This window comes from Stackebrandtia soli, from assembly GCF_965137155.1.
Classification (GTDB): Bacteria; Actinomycetota; Actinomycetes; order Mycobacteriales; family Micromonosporaceae; genus Stackebrandtia; species Stackebrandtia soli.
This window is the reverse complement of the sequence record NZ_CBCRZX010000024.1, coordinates 13,873-30,892: the sequence shown is the minus strand read 5'-3', so window position 1 is coordinate 30,892 and position 17,020 is coordinate 13,873. Positions and strand designations below refer to the sequence as shown.

Sequence of the window (17,020 nt, the reverse complement as noted above, 5' to 3'; positions counted from 1 at the left end):
TGGCAGAATTGCCGCATGACCACCACCGATTCCACGCCGCGCAGGCTTCGGGTGCTGTCGGGTATCCAGCCGACCGCCGACTCCTTCCACCTTGGTAACTACTGTGGAGCGTTGCGGAACTGGGTGGACATGCAGGACACCCACGACGCGTTCTACTTCATCGCCGACCTGCACGCCATCACGATCGACCACGATCCGAAGCTGCTCATCCAGCGCCGCCGTGTCGCGGCGGCCCAACTGCTCGCGATCGGCGTCGACCCGCAGAAGTCGACGCTGTTCGTCCAGTCGCAGGTCAGCGCGCACCCGATGTTGTCGTGGGTGCTCGAATGCCACACCGGTTTCGGTGAGGCGGCGCGCATGACGCAGTTCAAGGACAAGTCGGCCAAGAACGAGCGCACCACCGTCGGGCTGTTCACCTACCCGGTCCTCCAGGCCGCCGACATCCTCCTCTACGACGCCGAGGCCGTGCCCGTCGGCGAGGACCAGCGGCAGCACCTCGAACTCGTCCGCGACCTCGCGCACCGGTTCAACACCTCGTACGGACAGACCTTCGTGACCCCGAACGCGCACATCGTCAAGGCGACCGGCGTCATCCACGACCTGGCCGACCCGACGAAGAAGATGTCCAAGTCCGGGTCGTCCCCGCAGGGCATCATCGACCTCCTCGACGAGTCGAACCGCATTCGCAAGAAGATCAAGTCCGCCGTCACCGACACCGGTCGCGAGATCGCCTACGACACCGAACTCAAGCCCGGTGTGTCGAACCTGTTGACGATCTACGCGACGCTCAGCGGCACCAGCATCGTCGAGCTCGAGGAGCGGTACGAGGGCAAGGGCTACGGCGATTTCAAGAAGGACCTCGCCGAAGTCGTCGCCGACTTCTGCGCCCCGATCGCCCAACGCACCCGCGAATACCTCGACGACCCGGCCACCCTCGACAAGATCCTCCTCGGCGGAGCGGAGAAAGCCAACACGGTCGCCTCCGCGACGCTGTCCCGGGTCTACGATCGGGTTGGCTTTGGCGAACCGGTGTGAAGTCAGAGCCTGTCCCGTTATCTCAGGTCGTGTGAGGTGAGACTGTGAGCGTCATCCGGCAAGGCGGAGAATCGCCTGCGCGACGGTGTTTCGCGCGGGTGGTTCGACAACGCGGATCGGGGCGTTCACCGGCCATCGCGGCGAACGAGACGAGCTTCGGGCGGCGGACATGCTGACCGTCGGTGTGGCGATCCCGATCCCCCAGCCGTGGGGTGCCGAGCTCGATGCCGCCCGCGCGGCGACCGGAGACCCCCAGGCCGCCCACGTGCCGTCCCACGTGACGCTTCTCGGCCCGACCGAGATCGACGACGAACGTTTCGCGGACGTCGAGTCGCACCTCGCCCGCTGCGCCGCGGGGCATCACCCGTTCGACATCCACCTGCGGGGCACCGGCACGTTCCGGCCCGTCACCGAGGTCGTGTTCGTGACGGTCGCCGAGGGCATCAGCGAGTGCGAGAAGCTCGAGGCCGCCGTTCGCGCCGGACCACTGGACCGGGAACTGAACTACCCCTACCACCCGCACGTCACCGTCGCCCAGTCCGTGCCGGAGCCCGCCCTCGACGCCGTGTTCGAGGAGCTCGCCGACTTCGAGACGCGGTTCAACGTCGGCGGATTCACCCTGTACACACACGACAACGTGACCGCCTGGCGGCCCCGTCGGGTGTTCCGCTTCGGCGTGCCGCTGTAGGGAGCGTTCCGTTCCCGGCGGATCCGACACGGAGTCGGCTCCGGCGTCGAGATCGTGGTCCGCGCTTCGTCCGCCGGGAGCGTTGTCGGGATCTTTCCCGCCCGACCGAGTGACATTCCGACACGCGCCTCTCACGACCTGGGCTGACGGGACGAGCTCCCATAGGCGACCATGGGCGACGTGAAGTTTCCCGACGTAGGAGCGGCATTCGACCGCTTGATCGCGTGGCTGCGCGCCAGATCGAAGAGATTCGATCACTTTTGGCGTGCGCAGGAACGCTTCTTCGAAGTCCACGCCGGTCTGCTGTCCGCCGCGATTTCGTACTACGCGTTCTTCGCGGCGCTGTCCCTGTCTCTGCTGTCGTTGTCGGTCCTCGGATACCTGCTCGAACTGCCCGACCTGGAGCGCGTCGTCCAGACCTGGCTCAACGAGAACCTGCCGATCATCGACGTCAACTCCATCAAGGTGTCCCGGCAGACGGCCGGTCTCATCGCGCTCGGAGCCCTGACGATCACCGGTGTCAGCTGGGTCCAGGGTGTCCGGTCGTCGATCCGCGCCGTGTGGCTTCTCGAACAGGAACCCGGGCACCCGATCTGGCGATGGATCGTCGACCTGGTCGTCCTCTTCGCGCTCGGCGTGCTGCTCATTTCGACGCTCGCCATCACGGCTGCCGCCGAGGTGGCGTTGAACTGGCTGCGCGACGGCTACGCCGCCGGGTGGCTGACGACGTTGATCTCATACGGGTCGACGATCGTCGGAATCGGTGTGAACACCGTGCTGTCGGCGGCGCTGCTGTCCGCGCTGCCTCGACTGGCGTTGCCGATCAAGCGCGTCCTGCCGCCCGCGCTGTGGGTCGCGATCGGGCTGGAACTGTTGAAGACGATGGGGAACCTGTACATCACCTCGGTGTCGAACCGGCCCGCGTACCAGGCCGTCGGGACGGCCGTCGGTCTGCTCATCTTCCTGTTCCTGTTCAACCAGATGCTCATGTTCGCCGCCGCGTGGACGGCGACGAGCCGCCGGGGGAACGCGATCGACCTGGTGGAACGCAAGCGCATCCGCACCGAGCGGTTCCACCGTGCCCCGAGCGCGATCACGATGGCCCCGCCGGTGCCCCTGCCCGCGAGTTCCATCACGAGGAAGGACGTGCGCGCGTTGCCCGCCGAGCCCGAGGCGTCCCGGCCCACCCTCCCCTTCACCCCCGACACGCGGGACTCGTCCACCGAACCGGACGACGATTCCTCGTCCACCGAACCGGACGCCGAGGACTCCCCGTCGGTCGGACCGGACGCGGGGTCCAGTCAGGACTCGTCGACCAAGTCAAACACAGTGGACTCCACGCCGAACTCGCCCGAGCCGCCATCCGATTCGACACCCGAAGACCCCGACGATTCTCCGCGGGACAGTTGACAGTGTGAAGACGTGGTGCGCCCGGGTGGTCGGGGAGTTTCGGCTTGGTGGGGCGGTGTGCGTGTCGAAAGCGTTCTGCGGCATCGGTAACGGAGACCCACCAAGCCGCGGAAGGTGACCACCGCCCAACTCGAATCCTTCCGAATTGCGGTGGTGGAGTTTCCCGGCTTGGTGGGTCTCTCTTCCTGCCGGTGCATCGTCTTTATGTCGCGTACGCCGCCCCACCAAGCCGAAGGTGTGCGGTACGGAGGTGTTGCGGTTTCGTACGCCGAGTGTTGCGGTCTGCCGGGTGGGTCCGGAGGTGTGCGGTATGGCGTACCGGTACGGAGGCGTTGTTGTGAGACCGCAGCGAGTCGAAGCGTATATGTCCTTTGTGGACTGATGGGGCCCGTCGGCGCAGGGTGGGTCGGGTGTGGGGGTGTTGTCGCTAAGGGTCAGATCGGTTGTCCGGAACACGCCATTGCCTGGTAGCCGCCATCGTCAGATCTTCCGGGGCGGGGTCGTTCTTCCTACGCTCGACAGCAACCGAGCGGCCGCCCGCGGTCGCGCTCGACCCCCCGACCGTCCCGCTGCCCAAGCGGGCGAGGAGCACCCCAGTGACACGAGCACCATCCAGACCCCGGATTCGGGCCGCGACGGCGGCCGTGGCCGTGACGGCGTCGGCGATAGCCGCCGTCGCGCTGCTGCCGTCCGCCGACGCTGACGACGCCCGCGACAAGATCGAACAGTCCGTCCTCGATGACTTGAGGGACGGGTCGGCGACCTTCTTCCTGTCCCTCTCCGACCGCGCCGACGTGCGGGCGGCGTCCCAGTCGGACGACCCCGGAACCGTCACCTACGAGGCGATGACCGCGTTCGCCGACGACTATCAGTCGGGACTGCGCGACATTCTCGACCGGCACGACGCGGACTACGAGGCCTTCTGGATCACCAACACCATCAAGGTCACCGGCGACGCGGAGCTCGTCGACGAGCTCGCGGCCCGCGGCGAGGTCGTCCAGATTCGTCCAGAGAGGTCACTGACGCTGTCGGAACCCGTCGAGACCGTCTCGGTCGACGCGGAAGACGGCGTCCAATGGGGTGTCGAGGCGGTCAAGGCCGATCAGGTCTGGGCCGAGTTCGGCGTCGACGGTGACGGCGTCGTCATCGGAAGCATCGACAGTGGCGTCCAGTACGACCATCCCGCGCTCGTCGCGTCGTATCGCGGCAACGACGGCGACGGCTTCACCCACGACTACAACTGGTTCGACCCGAGCGGAATCTGCCCCGAGGACGCTCCCTGCGACAACCAGGGGCACGGCACCCACACCGTCGGCACGATGGTCGGCGCCGACGGGTACGGCGTGGCTCCCGGCGCGCGGTGGATGGCCGCGAAGGGCTGCGAGGCGCGATCCTGTTCGGAGGAGGCGCTGTTGGCGTCCGGACAGTGGATGCTCGCCCCGACGGACCTCGACGGCGACAACCCCCGCCCCGACCTCGCGCCGGACATCATCAACAACTCGTGGGGCGGCGGCCGAGGCGAGGACTGGTACGGCGAGATCATCGACGCGTGGCGCTCCGCCGGCATCTTCGCCCCGTTCGCGGCCGGTAACGGGGCCAACGGCCAGTGCGGCACCGTCGACTCGCCCGGAGACAACGCCGGCACGTACACCGTCGGCGCCGTCGACTCGACCGGAACGGTCGCGGCGTTCTCCGGTCGCGGCCCCGCGATGACCGAGGGCAAACCGGACATCACCGCGCCCGGTGTCGACGTCGTGTCGACGGTTCCCGGCGGCCAGTACGCCCAGATGTCGGGCACGTCGATGGCGACGCCGCACATCAGCGGCATCGTCGCCCTCCTGTGGTCGGCTTCGCCTGCCCTGTACCGGCAGGTCGACGCGACCGCCGAGGCGTTGAACTCCACCGCCGTCGACACCGAGGACACCACCTGCGGCGGGGACGCCGAGTTCAACCACGTCTACGGCAACGGCATCGCGGACGCCCTCGCGGCCGTCGCCGCCGCGCCGCGCGGAGACGTCGGGCTCGTGACGGGAACCGTCACGGACGCGGCGACGGGCGAGCCCGTCCGGTCCGCCGCGATCACCGTCGTGGGGGAACACGGCCGCACCACCACTTCGGACGCCGACGGACGGTTCCGCGTTCGCGTCAGCGTCGGCGAGTACGAGATCACCGCCGCGGGTTACGGCTACCGGTCCGTCAGCGAATCGGTGACCGTGTCGACGGATGAGGAGTCCACAGTTGACTTCTCGCTGATCGCCACGCCTCGCCACGACGTCACCGGCGTCGTCACCGACCCTTACGGTCGGCCCGTGGCCGGGTCGGCCGTCACCATCGACGGCGCGCCGATCGACTCCGTCGTCACGGCCACGGACGGGAGCTTCCGATTCGACGAGGTCGCCGAGGGGGAGTACGACGTGACCGTCACGCCCGCCGACCCGGCGCGCTGCCTCGGCCCGACGACGGACCGTCTCCACGTTGACGGCCTCGTCGTCAACGAGATCGCGATCGACTGGCGGGTCGACCCCTTCGGTTGGTACTGCTCCGACACCGAGTATCGGTGGGAGAAGGTTCGCGACGAGGTCGCGATCGCCGGAGACGAGGACGCCGCCGTCGTGGAGCTTCCGTTCCCGGTCGACTTCTACGGCGCCGAGTACCCGGCCGTCACTGTCAACACCAACGGCCGCATCGGTTTCACGGACGACAAACTCGGCCTGCGCGAGAACACCGCGCTGCCGACGGCGACCAACCCGAACGGCTTCCTCGCCGCGTTCTGGGACGACCTCGTGATCGACGAGCGGGCGTCCGTTCGCTCCGGCCTCGTCGGTCGGGGCGCGGACGAGCGGTTCGTCATCGAGTTCGACGACGCCGCCCTGGCGTCGAACACCAAGGCCCGGATCAGTTTCCAGGTCGTGTTCGCCGAGGACGGCGGCATCGTCGTCCAGTACCGGAACCTGCGGGGCGACGCCGAGGCGGGCGAGTCCGCGACCGTCGGTGTCGAGAGCCCGCAGGGCAGTGTCGCGACGATGTACTCGTACAACGCGCCCGTCCTGTTCGACGGCTTGGCGATCCGCTTCGACGGGCCCGAGCCCGGCGAGGTCGACACGACCGAGGTCGAACTGTCCACCTTTGACCCCGAGGCGACGGACAGCGCGTCGTCGAGCCTCGACGAGTCGTGGAGGTCATCGTCGGAGGAATCCGACACGCCTCCCGAGGCGGGACCCGGCGAACTCGTCTTCGCGGAGCGTTCGGTCGTCGACTCCGACAACGGCCTCGCCTCGGTGCTGAACCTGGGCGGAACCTCCGATCGGTTGCAGGTCAACGAGTTCGGTGTGTTCGCGCGGATCGAGGAGGACGGTGATCGCGTCTGGCGGCGCGGTCCCGCCGAGTTCTACGGCGAATGGCCGGTCACGCCGGCGCGGCCGTGGGACTCGGGTCAGCCCGCGTTCCGGGTCCCCGTCGGCCTGTCCGGCGTGGGATTGACCGGTGGTGACCTCGACGGCGCGACCGCGCTCGGCGATCTGACGGGTGACGGCGTCGACGATCTCGCCTTCATCTCCATCGTCGGTGCCGGTCCCGGTTGGGCCATCAAGGTTCCCGGGCATCAGCTCAGCTACGGCACCTTCGTCACGGTCCTCGACGGCGAGACGGGCGAGACCGTCTGGCATCGATTCTTCGCCTTCGCCGTCTCGGTGGTGATCTCCGACGGCACCCTCGTCGTCGCGGATCAGCCCGTGTCGCACCGGCAGGCCACCGACGCGTACCAGGCGACGGTGACGGCCTACGCCTTCGAACCGGTCGACGGAGCCGTCACGGTGACCGAGACGTGGACGATCGACGGCGGTTCGCGGACGGGCGCCTGGCCGGCGATGGAGCTCGTCTCCGACGGGATCGTCGCCTTGTCCAGTGAGGACGTCGCGATCGCCGGTTCGGCGCAACTGCGTCTCATCGACGCCGCGACGGGCGAGGTCTCGTGGAACGCCGACGTGGTCGACGCGCCGCGGTCGATCGCCTACGACGAAGCCCGCCGCGTGCTCGTCGGAACGGAGCAGACGCCGTTCAGTGAGAACTCGGCCTACACCCTGGCGACGTACGCCCTCGACGACGGCGCTCGAACCGTGGTGAGTCGACGGGTCAACGCGCTCCCGGTCAATCTGACGATCGCGGACGTCACGAAGGCGCGAGGCGCCGAGTACCTCGTGGCGGAGGCGATCCTCGACCAGTACGGCTGGGCCGACGTCACCCAGCTGCGCGCCGTCGACGGCCAGGGCCGACAGCAGTGGCCGTCCTATTCGGTCAAACGCAGTCCCGACAACGGCCATGACGGTTCGCTCATGCTGGGTGTGACCGTCGTCGACGGGACGATCCTCGTCAACAGGGCCGACGACTCCACGAGAGGGCTTCCGGGCTACAACGAGTTGGCGTGGTCGGCGGGCCTGACCGCGATCGACGGCCGTGACGGCGATCGACGTTGGGAGACGACGGGGACGACCGCGTCGCCGACGTACTCCTTCGTCGAGGATGGACGTACACCAGTGGTGACGACCATCGCGGCCGACCAGACCGTCTACAGCTACCGGGTTAGCGACGGTCGGCTCGTCGAGAAGGGCGCGAACCTAGGCGTCGTCACCGCGATGCTGTCCGCCGACGTCAACGGTGACGCCGTCCAGGACCTGATCGTCGGTGGCAGCTCGCACGGGTTGTTCGCGTTGGACGGTTCCGATCTCGACTCGACGCCGACGATCCTGTGGCAGGCGGAACTGCCGGGCTCCGTTCGTGAGCTGGAGTTCGCCGACGACGGCGCGTCCATCGTGGTCGCCGCGTCGACGGCCGCCGTCGTCGTGGACACCCTCAGTGGGCGCGTCACCTCGGTCATCGACGGCCATGACGAGCTCGTGTGGTCGGTGACCGTCGGCGACGTTGACGGGCGGTCCGGCGACGAGATCATCGTGCCGACCGACGCGGTACGCGCGTACTCCGTGAAGGGAAAGCGGCTGTGGAGCCACGATCCCGGTGACGGCGCGATCTTCGCGTCCGCCTCCATCTCCAATGGAGTCGTATACGCCTCCTACGGTCCGAGGTTCGGCACCGAGGCCGATCTGGGCGCGACCGCCGTTGCGTTGAGCGGGGATCGGGGTCGAGTCCAGTGGACCACGACGTCGGAGCGATACGCGACGCCGCAACTGTGGGGCGGTGTCGCCGCGGAGGCGACGATGCCGGGCGTCGACGGCCCCGCCGTCGCGTTCGCGTGGACGACCGTGGACCAGAACGGTGTCACGGAGTTCCTCGACCCGGACACCGGCGAATCCCTCGGCTCGTTCCAGACGACGGGACGGGCCGGACATCGAGGGTTCTCGACCATCGAGGGCGAGTTCGCGCAGCTGACGTCCTACCAGACACACCAGTTCCGGGTGGACGGCCACACCCCGACCGCGATGACGGGCGACCCGTGGGACGCCGCCGTCGCCACCGGCCCCTCCGGTGAACGCCTCGTCGTCATGGCGAACGCCGGATACCTGGCCATGTGGAACGCGTCCATGCTGGGCGCCGGCGTCAACTATCCGAGATCGATCGAGGACACGACCTGGGGAATCTCGACCCAGGACCTGATTGTCGTGGACTTGACCGGCGACGGTGTCGACGAGGTCATCGGCTTCACCGGCGACCCGCTCGGCTACGACATGGTCCTCGGCTTGACCGGATACGGCCAATGGCAGGCGTCCTCCGACCGGACCGGAATCGTCGTCTACAACGTGACGACTCCGTAGGTCTCGACCGGGGCCGCCGTTCCGAAGGGGACGGCGGCCCCTTCGTGTTCGCGGGACGCGAAACGCGTGCGTTCGCCGACCGATCTCCCGTTTCGGGGAGCATCGCACTTCGTCTACTGAGGACTATGAGTGTAGATCTCATTGACTGACGCGCCGGTCCGCCGAGAGTATCGACACGTCATTCGGTCAGCCAGCCCCGTCTGGCGGCCTGCATGCCCGCCTGGAAACGATTCGCCGCGCCGAGACGGTCGAGCAATCGATTGACGCGGCGACTCACCGTCCGAAGGCTCAACCCGAGTCGGCGCGCGATCGCCTCGTCCTTGACGCCGGAGGCGAGCAGGCCGAGCAGTTCGCGCTCGGCGGGGTCCAATGGACCACCGATGTCGGCTCCGCCCTGGAACAGCGGAAGCGCCTCTCTCCACAGTGACTCGAACAGCGCCGCCATCGCCGCCGCCACGGGCGACGGGTGCACGAGGACGCCGCTTCGCGTCACCCCCACACCGGTGTTGATCGGGATGAAGGCACGCGCGCCGTCGACGATCAGGAGTTTCATGGGAACGGTCGGCAGGACCCGCGCCTGTTCGCCGACCGAGGCCATGCGGCGGATGTTGTCGTACTGCCGAGGCAGTTCGAGCACCTCCACGGCGTACACCACCCGGTGCGCCACGCCCCGGTTCAGTGACGTTTGCTCGGTGCTCTCGACGGCGTTGGCGTTCGAGTAGGGCGGGGTGTCGAGGACGGCGACCTCGTGTTCGGCCGAGTCGATCAGGGCGCGCAACGTCGCTTCCATCTGCTGGCGGCCCTCCACCAGCTCCGTCAACGTGTTCCGGCTGCTTCCGTCCAGGTAGTCCCGGGCGAGATCAACGATCGCGGCCGCCGCCGTGTCGATCCCCTCCTGCCGCGCACTGACCAGTCGACGCAGTCCGATGCGGGGGTCGACCGGGAGCAGGCGATCTCCGTCGGTCTCCGCCAAGCCTGCGTCGACGAGTTCGATGTGCGCGGCCTTCATCTCGGAATCGGTGAGGCCGGACAGGCCGACGAGCGAACCGACGTCCGCGCGAGGCTCGGCGAGGATCGTTCGATACAGCAGCTCGGCTTCGCCGGTCAGGCCGAGCCCACGCAGGCGGGAATGCCGTGTAGTCACGTGCCCATGATGCCTCACCAGCGGCGATGCTCCGATGGCTCGATACGATGCGGGGACGTGACGAGGGGTGGTTTCGATGGGGGATATGGGGAAGCGGCGGCCGTACGTGGTCGCGTCCGCGGCGGTGTCGATCGACGGATATCTGGACGACGCCTCGCCCCGGCGTCTGCTGCTGTCGAACGAGGAGGACTTCGACCGGGTCGACGGCGTCCGCGCGAGCGTCGACGCGATCCTCGTCGGGGCGGGGACCCTCCGCGCCGACGACCCGCGCCTGTTGGTGCGGTCCGAGACGCGACGCCGGGAACGCGTCGAGGCCGGTCTGGCGGCGTCGCCGATCCGGGTCGTCGTGACCGGAACGGGCGACATCGACCCGTCTGCCAGGGTCTTCACCGTCGGTGGCGCGGAGCGGTTCGTCTACACCACCGTCGCCGCGCGACCCGCGCTCGCGGAGCGATTGACCGAGGCCGCGACCGTTGTCGCCCTTGGGGAGTCCATCGATCTCGGCGCCGTGCTCGCCGATCTCGCCGATCGTGGAGTCGGGCGCCTCCTCGTCGAGGGCGGAGCGATGATCCATACTCGACTCCTGACGGCGGGGCTCGTCGACGAGCTGCGGCTGGCGGTCGCGCCGTTCCTCATCGGAGACCCAACCGCGCCACGGTTCCTCGGCCCCGCCGCGTATCCGTACGGGCCCGACAATCCATTGAGGCTCACCGAGGTCGACAAACTCGGCGACGTCGCCGTCCTCCACTACCTCGCCCAACGTTGACGGTCGCGTCGTTCGTGTCGGTGACGCGGTGCGCACTTCGAACTCCGTCGTCGGAGCGGCGGCGTACTCGAATCTCCTCGCGGGCGTGCGGGGCGACCTCCCCGACGCGGCGATCTGGTTTCGCGCGACGCTCATTCCCGACCGGTCGAGACGGAACCGCGGACGGCCCCACCAAACCGAGGGCGCGGGCCGATACGCCCGAACGCTCCAAGGCGACAGGGGAGACGCCGCTGGGTTTCGCTGAGATGTCGGCCGATGCCAGGCCGGGCTCGGATTGTCTCGGGGTACGAAGCCGTGAGATCGTGGGGCGCCCTCAGCGGGCCCGACCTGGAAGAGGAGCGACCATGTTCGACGAGCGGTTCGCCGAGTTCTCTCGTGAGCGGCTCGGGGGCGACCCCGTCCCCGACGATCTGCGGGTGTTGCTACTGGCCGAATGGCAGGGCCGGACGGACTTTCGGGACCTGCTGGGCGTCAAGTTCATGGAACCGGGGCAACTCCATCCACTGCTCGACACGAGTTACCTCAGTGCGGCCGAACTCGCCGACCCCGAGATGCAGGCGGTGAACGCCGGTCTCGCCCTGATGAGCACCCATGTCCACATTGTTGCCGAGAACGAGGACAGGTGGATCGGGTACTGGGCGCATCCGGACGAGCCGACCCACCGTCCCCGGCCCGTCGTCATGCTCGACACCGAGTTCTCGTACTGGCTCGCCGAAGGCGGAACCCTGGTCGAGGCGCTCGCCGTGGAGGGCGCGCACTACGCGGAACTCGACGAGCGTTCTGCCTTCGCTCGGACGGCGGGCGCCCTCGCAGAGCTCGGCCTTTCGTTGTCGATGAGCGAGCTCGCCGCCTGTGAGGAGCCTGAGTACATCGTGGACCCGACGCGGTTCGGTGAGGAGTTGATCCGGGCCGAGCGTGTCAGGCGCGGCCTGTGGATCGGTGCCGAGACGTTATGAGTCGCGGTCCTGGACGTAGGTCGCGAGGTACTGGCGGATGATCTTCTTCGCCTCGGCGAGCAGTGCCGGGTCGCCGTCGGGGTCGCGTCGGAACGCCAGCTTGATCAGGGCGTCGGCGGTCTCGACCGCGACGGTCAGCGCCATGTCGAGCCCGCGCGGGGAGCCGATGTTGAAGTGCTCGTCCAGCAGTCGTTCGATGCGATCGGTCAGGACGTCGTTGTTGGTGCGGGAGTCGTCCAGGAGATTGATGTCGACGGCGTCGCCGAAGTGGGTGGTGCGGAAGCCCGGCTCGGATCGGTGCATGGCGATGTACTCGTCGATGGCGATGTCGACGAGGTCCCACCAGTGCGCGGGTTGCCGCTGCGCGATGTGCGTCGCCAGGCTCTCGAAGAACACTTCGAGGTGGCGCATACCGAGGGCGCGAACAACGGCGCGTTTGTCGCCGAAGAACTGGTAGACCGAGCCGATCGCCACGTCGGCGCGGTTCGCGATCAGGGTCGTGGTCAGTTTCGTGTAGCCGACCTCGTCCAGTAGCTCCGCGCACGCGTCGAGCATGCGGGTGACCCGTTCGGTGCTGCGTTGTTGGACGGGGCGTCGGCGCAACGCGCCCGAAGCCGCCGCGACCTGGGCCGACTCGCGCGAGCCGTCACCCGATGTTGACGAGCGTTGCTGATTGCGCGCTACTGTCGACACTCGACCTCCTTGTGGTGCTTCGTCGTGATCAATTCTTCCGCAAACCGAATCGGGGTTGTCTCGCTACCCGGCAGATCGGTCGCGTCGGCGTCGGGACGCCCCGTCCAAACCGTCGAATCGTCCGCGTGAGACGGGCATGCGGCCTTTCCCGGCGGCGGCCCGCCACTCGCCTCACGTGGCCCTAGACGACGGAACCACCTCTTATCATCGTCTCCGGTCTTGACGGGAGCGAAGATGAGGGGTATTCACGTTACTGTGAGCAGAGACTGGACGAACTGGGCGTCGACCGCCACCGCCAAACCCGCGACGATCGCCGCCCCCACCGACGTCGACGGTATCGTCGCCGACGTCCGGACCGCGGCCGAGCGCGGGCAACGCCTCAAAGTGCCCGGGTCCGGGCACTCCTTCACCGGCATCGCCGCACCCGAATCCGGCCTGCTCGACCTGTCGGGCTTTCGCGTTCCCCCCGTCATCGACACGACGACGAAACGCGTCACCGTCGGTTCGTCGACGACCCTGCGCGAACTGAACGCCGTCCTCGACGCCAACGGTCTCGCCCTGGCGAACCTGGGCGACATCGACGCCCAGACCGTCGCCGGCGCGACCTCGACCGGCACCCACGGCACCGGTGGCGCGCTCGGCGGCCTAGCGACCTTCATCCGCGGACTCACCCTCGTGGACGGCGAAGGGGTCGTCCACGAGATCGGCGAGGACGACCCGCGTCTGAAGGCGGTCGCGCTCGGGCTCGGCGCGCTCGGCGTCATCACGACGGTGACGTTGCAGTGCGTCGATGCCTTCGCGCTCGTCGCCGACGAGCGGCCGATGCCCCTGGACCAGGCCGTCGCCGAGTTCGACGCGCTCGCCGATCAGAACGACCACGTCGAGTTCTTCTGGTTCCCTCGCGCCGAGCAGGTGTTGTTGAAGCGCAACAACCGTTCCGGCGAGGCGGCGCCGTTGTCGTCGTTCCGGCGTTGGCTCGACGACGACTTCCTGTCGAACTCGGTGTTCGGCGCAGCCTGCCGTCTCGGCCGGGCCGTCCCCGCGATGGTTCCCGCCGTGACCGCCGTGTCGGCGAAGGCCCTGTCCCAGCGCACCTATCGGGACGCGTCCCATCGGGTGTTCTGCACGCCGCGCCGCGTGCGTTTCGTGGAGATGGAGTACGCGGTGCCTCGCGAGGCCTTCGCGGAGGTGTTCGCGGCGCTGCGAGCCGAGGCGAGCGCCCGGCGGATCGTGTTCCCCGTCGAGGTCCGGGTCGCCGCCGCCGACGATCTGTGGTTGTCGACGGCGCACGGTCGAGACAGCGTGTACTTCGCCGTTCACCAGTTCCAGGGAATGCCGTATCGGGAGTACTTCGACGCCATCGAGGCGATCATGCGCGCCGCGGACGGCCGTCCACATTGGGGGAAGATGCACTGGCGGTCGGCGGAGGACCTGGCGACGACGTATCCGCGCTTCGCGGACTTCACGGCGCTGCGCGACGAGCTCGACCCGGCCAGGGTCTTCTCCAACTCCTATCTGGATCGGGTGCTCGGGGTGTGAACGCCGCTCGTTCCGGGCGCTCCCGTCCGTGTCGTCCGAGATGGACGGGGACGGGGCGCTCGGCTTTCCGGGGAGGACGGAGGCGCGTCCGCTTCCGGCTCACCCCATCGATGTTCATTGAATTTTGTACTTTCACGAAATTGTAAAAACTGTTATGGTCGTGGTGTGACAACCATCGATATCTCCGGACTGGTCAAGACCTTCGGACCCGTGCGCGCCCTCGATGGCCTAGACCTTCGGGTCGACGCCGGTCAGGTCCACGGCTTCCTCGGTCCCAATGGATCCGGCAAGACCACCACCATCCGCGTCCTACTAGGCCTGCTGCGCGCCGACTCGGGAACCGCACGACTCTTCGGCGCCGATCCGTGGCGATCCGCCGTCGACCTTCATCGCCGCCTCGCGTACGTGCCCGGCGATGTCAACCTCTGGCCCAACCTCACCGGGGGCCAGGCCATCGACCTGCTCGCGCGGACCTCCGGCGGCGTCGACGAGAAGCGCCGTGCCGCCCTGCTTCAGCGCTTCGACCTCGACCCGACGAAGAAGGCACGCGCCTACTCGAAGGGGAACAGACAGAAGGTCGCCCTCGTCGCGGCGTTCTCCACCCGCGCCGAACTGTTCATTCTGGACGAACCGACGTCCGGCCTCGACCCGCTGATGGAGGTCGCCTTCCAGGACTGCGTGCGCGAGGTGATCCGGGACGGTCGCACCGTTCTGCTGTCGAGTCACATCCTCGCCGAGGTCGAATCCCTGTGCGACCGCGTCAGCATCATCCGCGAGGGCAAGACGGTCGAGAGTGGAACCCTGGCGGAGCTGCGGCACCTGACCCGCACCACCATCACGGCGTCCACGGCGCGGCCCGTCCCCGACGCGTCCGCCCTCGGGCCCGTCCACGACTATCGCGTCGACGGCGACCACTTCACCTTCGACGTCGCCAACGAGGACCTCGAAGCCGTCACCACCACGCTCGCCGGTTACGGAGTCCGGTACCTCGTCAGCAAACCCCCGACGCTGGAAGAACTGTTCCTGCGCCACTACGGCGACGAACTCGCCGACATCAACGGCACGAACGATGAGCCCGGGGACGCGTCATGAGCGCGGACACCCCCGCCGAGGGCGGCGTCCTCACCGGCACCTGGGCGCTCATCCGGCTGATCCTGCGACGGGACCGGATCCGCGTCCCCGTCTGGATCCTGTCGATCGTCGCCTTCACGGTGTCGTTCCTGCCCGCGATGCCGGATCTGTACCCCGACCAGCAGGCGCTGGACGGACGCGCGGCCCTGATGGAGAACCCCGCGACCATCGCGATGACCGGCCCGGGCTTCGGCGTCGACGACTACACCTTCGGCGCCATGGTCGCCAACGAGTACCTCGGCTACGTCGCGATCCTCGTCGCGTTGATGAGCGTTTTCCTCGTCGTCCGGCACACCCGCGCCGAAGAGGAGACCGGTCGGGCCGAACTCGTCCGCGCCGGAGTCGTCGGACGGTACGCCCCGCTGACGGCGGCGGTATCCGTCGTGCTCGCGGCGAACCTGGTGATCGCGCTCCTCCTGATCGCCCTGATGCCACCGGCCCTGCCGGAACTTGACGTCGCGGGGACCGCGCTGTTCGCCGCCTCCGCGGCCGGGACCGGCCTGGTGTTCACCGGGGTCGGCGCCGTCGTCGCGCAGCTGACGTACGCCGCGCGCGGGGCCACCGGGCTCGGGCTCGCGACGCTCGCCGTCGCGTACCTGCTGCGCGCCATCGGCGACGCGGGCGACCTCCCAGCGCTGTCGTGGTCGTCCCCGATCGGCTGGACCCAACAGACAGCCTCCTATGTGGATGACACCTGGTGGCCGCTCGCGCTGTCGGTCGGCGCCACGGTCGCGACACTGTGGATCGCGGTCCTGCTCAGTCGCCGCCGCGACGTCGGACTCGGCCTGTTCGCTCCCCGGAAGGGCTCCGCCCGCGCCGGGGTGTCGCTGTCCGGCCCGATCGGACTCGCATGGCGGTTGCAACGCGGAACCGTCATCGCCTGGTCCGTCGGCCTCGCGGTCTTCGGTCTCGTCTACGGCAGTATCGCGCCCGAGATCGAGAAGTTCGCCAACGAGAACCCGTTCGTGTCGGAGGCGATCTCCCAGGAGGGAACCTCGCTCACCGAGGGCTTCTTCGGCATGGTCGTCATGATGTTCTCGATGTTGGCGATCGGCTTCGTCCTGCAATCGGTGCTGCGGGCGCGCGGCGAGGAGAGCGCGGGCCGAGCCGAACCGCTACTCGCGCGGCCCGTGTCGCGCGCGCGGTTCCTCGTCGGGCACGTGATCATCGCGGCCGTCGTCGGTCCCCTGCTCAGCTACATCGCGACCCTGTCGATGGGGCTGTCCGCGTCGGCCTCCCTCGGAGACTGGTCGATGCTGCCCGACCTCGTCCTCGCCGCGACCGTCTACATTCCCGCCATCTGGATCTTCGTCGGCATCGCGGTCGCCCTGTTCGGGCTCTTGCCACGACTCACGGCCCTCGTCTGGGCGACGCTCGTCTACGTCGTCGTCGTCAACATGCTCGGGATCTTCCTGCAGCTGCCCGACTGGATGATGGAGGCCTCGCCGCTGAGCCACATCCCCCGGGTGCCCGCCGACGACGTCACGGCCGCGCCGCTTCTGACGATGACGGCCATCGCCGTCGTCCTGCTCACCGCAGGCTTCGTCGGCTTCCGTCGCCGCGATCTGGCCTGACGACAGGGGGAGCGTCGTTCTCGGTGTCCACGATGGTGCCGAGGGCGTCGCTCCCCGCCGTGTGGCGGCGAGGACGCGCGGGCGCCCAGAGTCGTCCCCTATGGAGGCGGTGTCAGGGGGAACCGTCCGCCGTCGCGGGGTCGACGGTGATCATGACGATCACGGCGAGAATCCATCCGGCCCACACGATGAGGCCCAGACGAAGCGCGTGGCGCTTGACGAACGATCGAGTGCGGTCCATGGCGTGCCTCGATTCTGCGTATCGTGATTGCGTTCGGCAGCCCCCCGGCCGCCGTGGGCGGGAGTGCGGGCGCCCAAG

12 protein-coding genes are annotated in these 17,020 nt (G+C 68.3%); 9 read left to right on the top strand and 3 right to left on the bottom strand.

All coding sequences use genetic code 11. The features are described 5' to 3' along the window. Positions 1–15: 15 nt before the first annotated feature. The 4 genes from trpS to ACM9NP_RS14875 all read left to right on the top strand — a co-directional run bounded on the left by trpS (position 16) and on the right by ACM9NP_RS14875 (position 8,898). Positions 16–1,035: a tryptophan--tRNA ligase gene (trpS, locus tag ACM9NP_RS14890; protein ID WP_415647285.1), complete on the top strand. Its 1,020-nt coding sequence runs from the start codon at positions 16–18 to the stop codon at positions 1,033–1,035. 169 nt (positions 1,036–1,204) lie between these two features. Beyond that, positions 1,205–1,723 carry a 2'-5' RNA ligase family protein gene (locus ACM9NP_RS14885; RefSeq protein ID WP_415647284.1) on the top strand — a complete coding sequence of 173 codons (519 nt, stop codon included), beginning with the start codon at positions 1,205–1,207 and terminating at the stop codon, positions 1,721–1,723. A gap of 180 nt (positions 1,724–1,903) precedes the next feature. Further along, the gene (locus ACM9NP_RS14880) at positions 1,904–3,133 is read left to right on the top strand and encodes a YihY/virulence factor BrkB family protein (RefSeq protein WP_415647283.1); all 1,230 of its coding nucleotides are present in this window, start codon (positions 1,904–1,906) and stop codon (positions 3,131–3,133) included. A 596-nt stretch (positions 3,134–3,729) separates the two neighbouring features. Beyond that, on the top strand, positions 3,730–8,898 hold the full coding sequence (locus ACM9NP_RS14875; protein WP_415647282.1) for a S8 family serine peptidase: 5,169 nt from the start codon (positions 3,730–3,732) through the stop codon (positions 8,896–8,898). Between the two features lie 178 nt (positions 8,899–9,076). Here ACM9NP_RS14875 and ACM9NP_RS14870 read toward each other — a convergent pair whose 3' ends face one another. Then, a complete protein-coding gene (locus tag ACM9NP_RS14870; RefSeq protein WP_415647281.1) occupies positions 9,077–10,042 on the bottom strand; it encodes a helix-turn-helix transcriptional regulator in 966 nt (321 codons plus the stop codon). Between the two features lie 85 nt (positions 10,043–10,127). Between ACM9NP_RS14870 and ACM9NP_RS14865 the strand changes: the two genes are divergently transcribed. Together ACM9NP_RS14865 and ACM9NP_RS14860 are read left to right on the top strand one after the other, a co-directional pair. After that, complete coding sequence (locus ACM9NP_RS14865) at positions 10,128–10,808, top strand: RibD family protein (protein ID WP_415647280.1); 681 nt, start codon at positions 10,128–10,130, stop codon at positions 10,806–10,808. 344 nt (positions 10,809–11,152) lie between these two features. Next, positions 11,153–11,764: a hypothetical protein gene (locus tag ACM9NP_RS14860; RefSeq protein WP_415647279.1), complete on the top strand. Its 612-nt coding sequence runs from the start codon at positions 11,153–11,155 to the stop codon at positions 11,762–11,764. Here the strand turns inward: ACM9NP_RS14860 and ACM9NP_RS14855 are convergent. Further along, positions 11,759–12,367: a TetR family transcriptional regulator gene (locus ACM9NP_RS14855; RefSeq protein ID WP_415647323.1), complete on the bottom strand. Its 609-nt coding sequence runs from the start codon at positions 12,365–12,367 to the stop codon at positions 11,759–11,761. The genes ACM9NP_RS14860 and ACM9NP_RS14855 overlap by 6 nt on opposite strands. A gap of 324 nt (positions 12,368–12,691) precedes the next feature. Here ACM9NP_RS14855 and ACM9NP_RS14850 point away from each other — a divergent pair, with 324 nt between their 5' ends. The 3 genes from ACM9NP_RS14850 to ACM9NP_RS14840 all read left to right on the top strand — a co-directional run bounded on the left by ACM9NP_RS14850 (position 12,692) and on the right by ACM9NP_RS14840 (position 16,701). Beyond that, positions 12,692–13,996 (top strand): D-arabinono-1,4-lactone oxidase, encoded by a 1,305-nt coding sequence (locus tag ACM9NP_RS14850; RefSeq protein ID WP_415647278.1) that lies wholly within the window; start codon positions 12,692–12,694, stop codon positions 13,994–13,996. 165 nt (positions 13,997–14,161) lie between these two features. Beyond that, a complete protein-coding gene (locus tag ACM9NP_RS14845; RefSeq protein WP_415647277.1) occupies positions 14,162–15,088 on the top strand; it encodes an ABC transporter ATP-binding protein in 927 nt (308 codons plus the stop codon). Then, the gene (locus ACM9NP_RS14840; RefSeq protein ID WP_415647276.1) at positions 15,085–16,701 is read left to right on the top strand and encodes an ABC transporter permease; all 1,617 of its coding nucleotides are present in this window, start codon (positions 15,085–15,087) and stop codon (positions 16,699–16,701) included. Before ACM9NP_RS14845 ends, ACM9NP_RS14840 begins: the two co-directional genes overlap by 4 nt. 112 nt (positions 16,702–16,813) lie before the next feature. Here ACM9NP_RS14840 and ACM9NP_RS14835 read toward each other — a convergent pair whose 3' ends face one another. Further along, positions 16,814–16,942, bottom strand: coding sequence for a hypothetical protein (locus ACM9NP_RS14835; protein ID WP_415647275.1), 129 nt, complete (start codon positions 16,940–16,942; stop codon positions 16,814–16,816). Positions 16,943–17,020 lie beyond the last annotated feature (78 nt).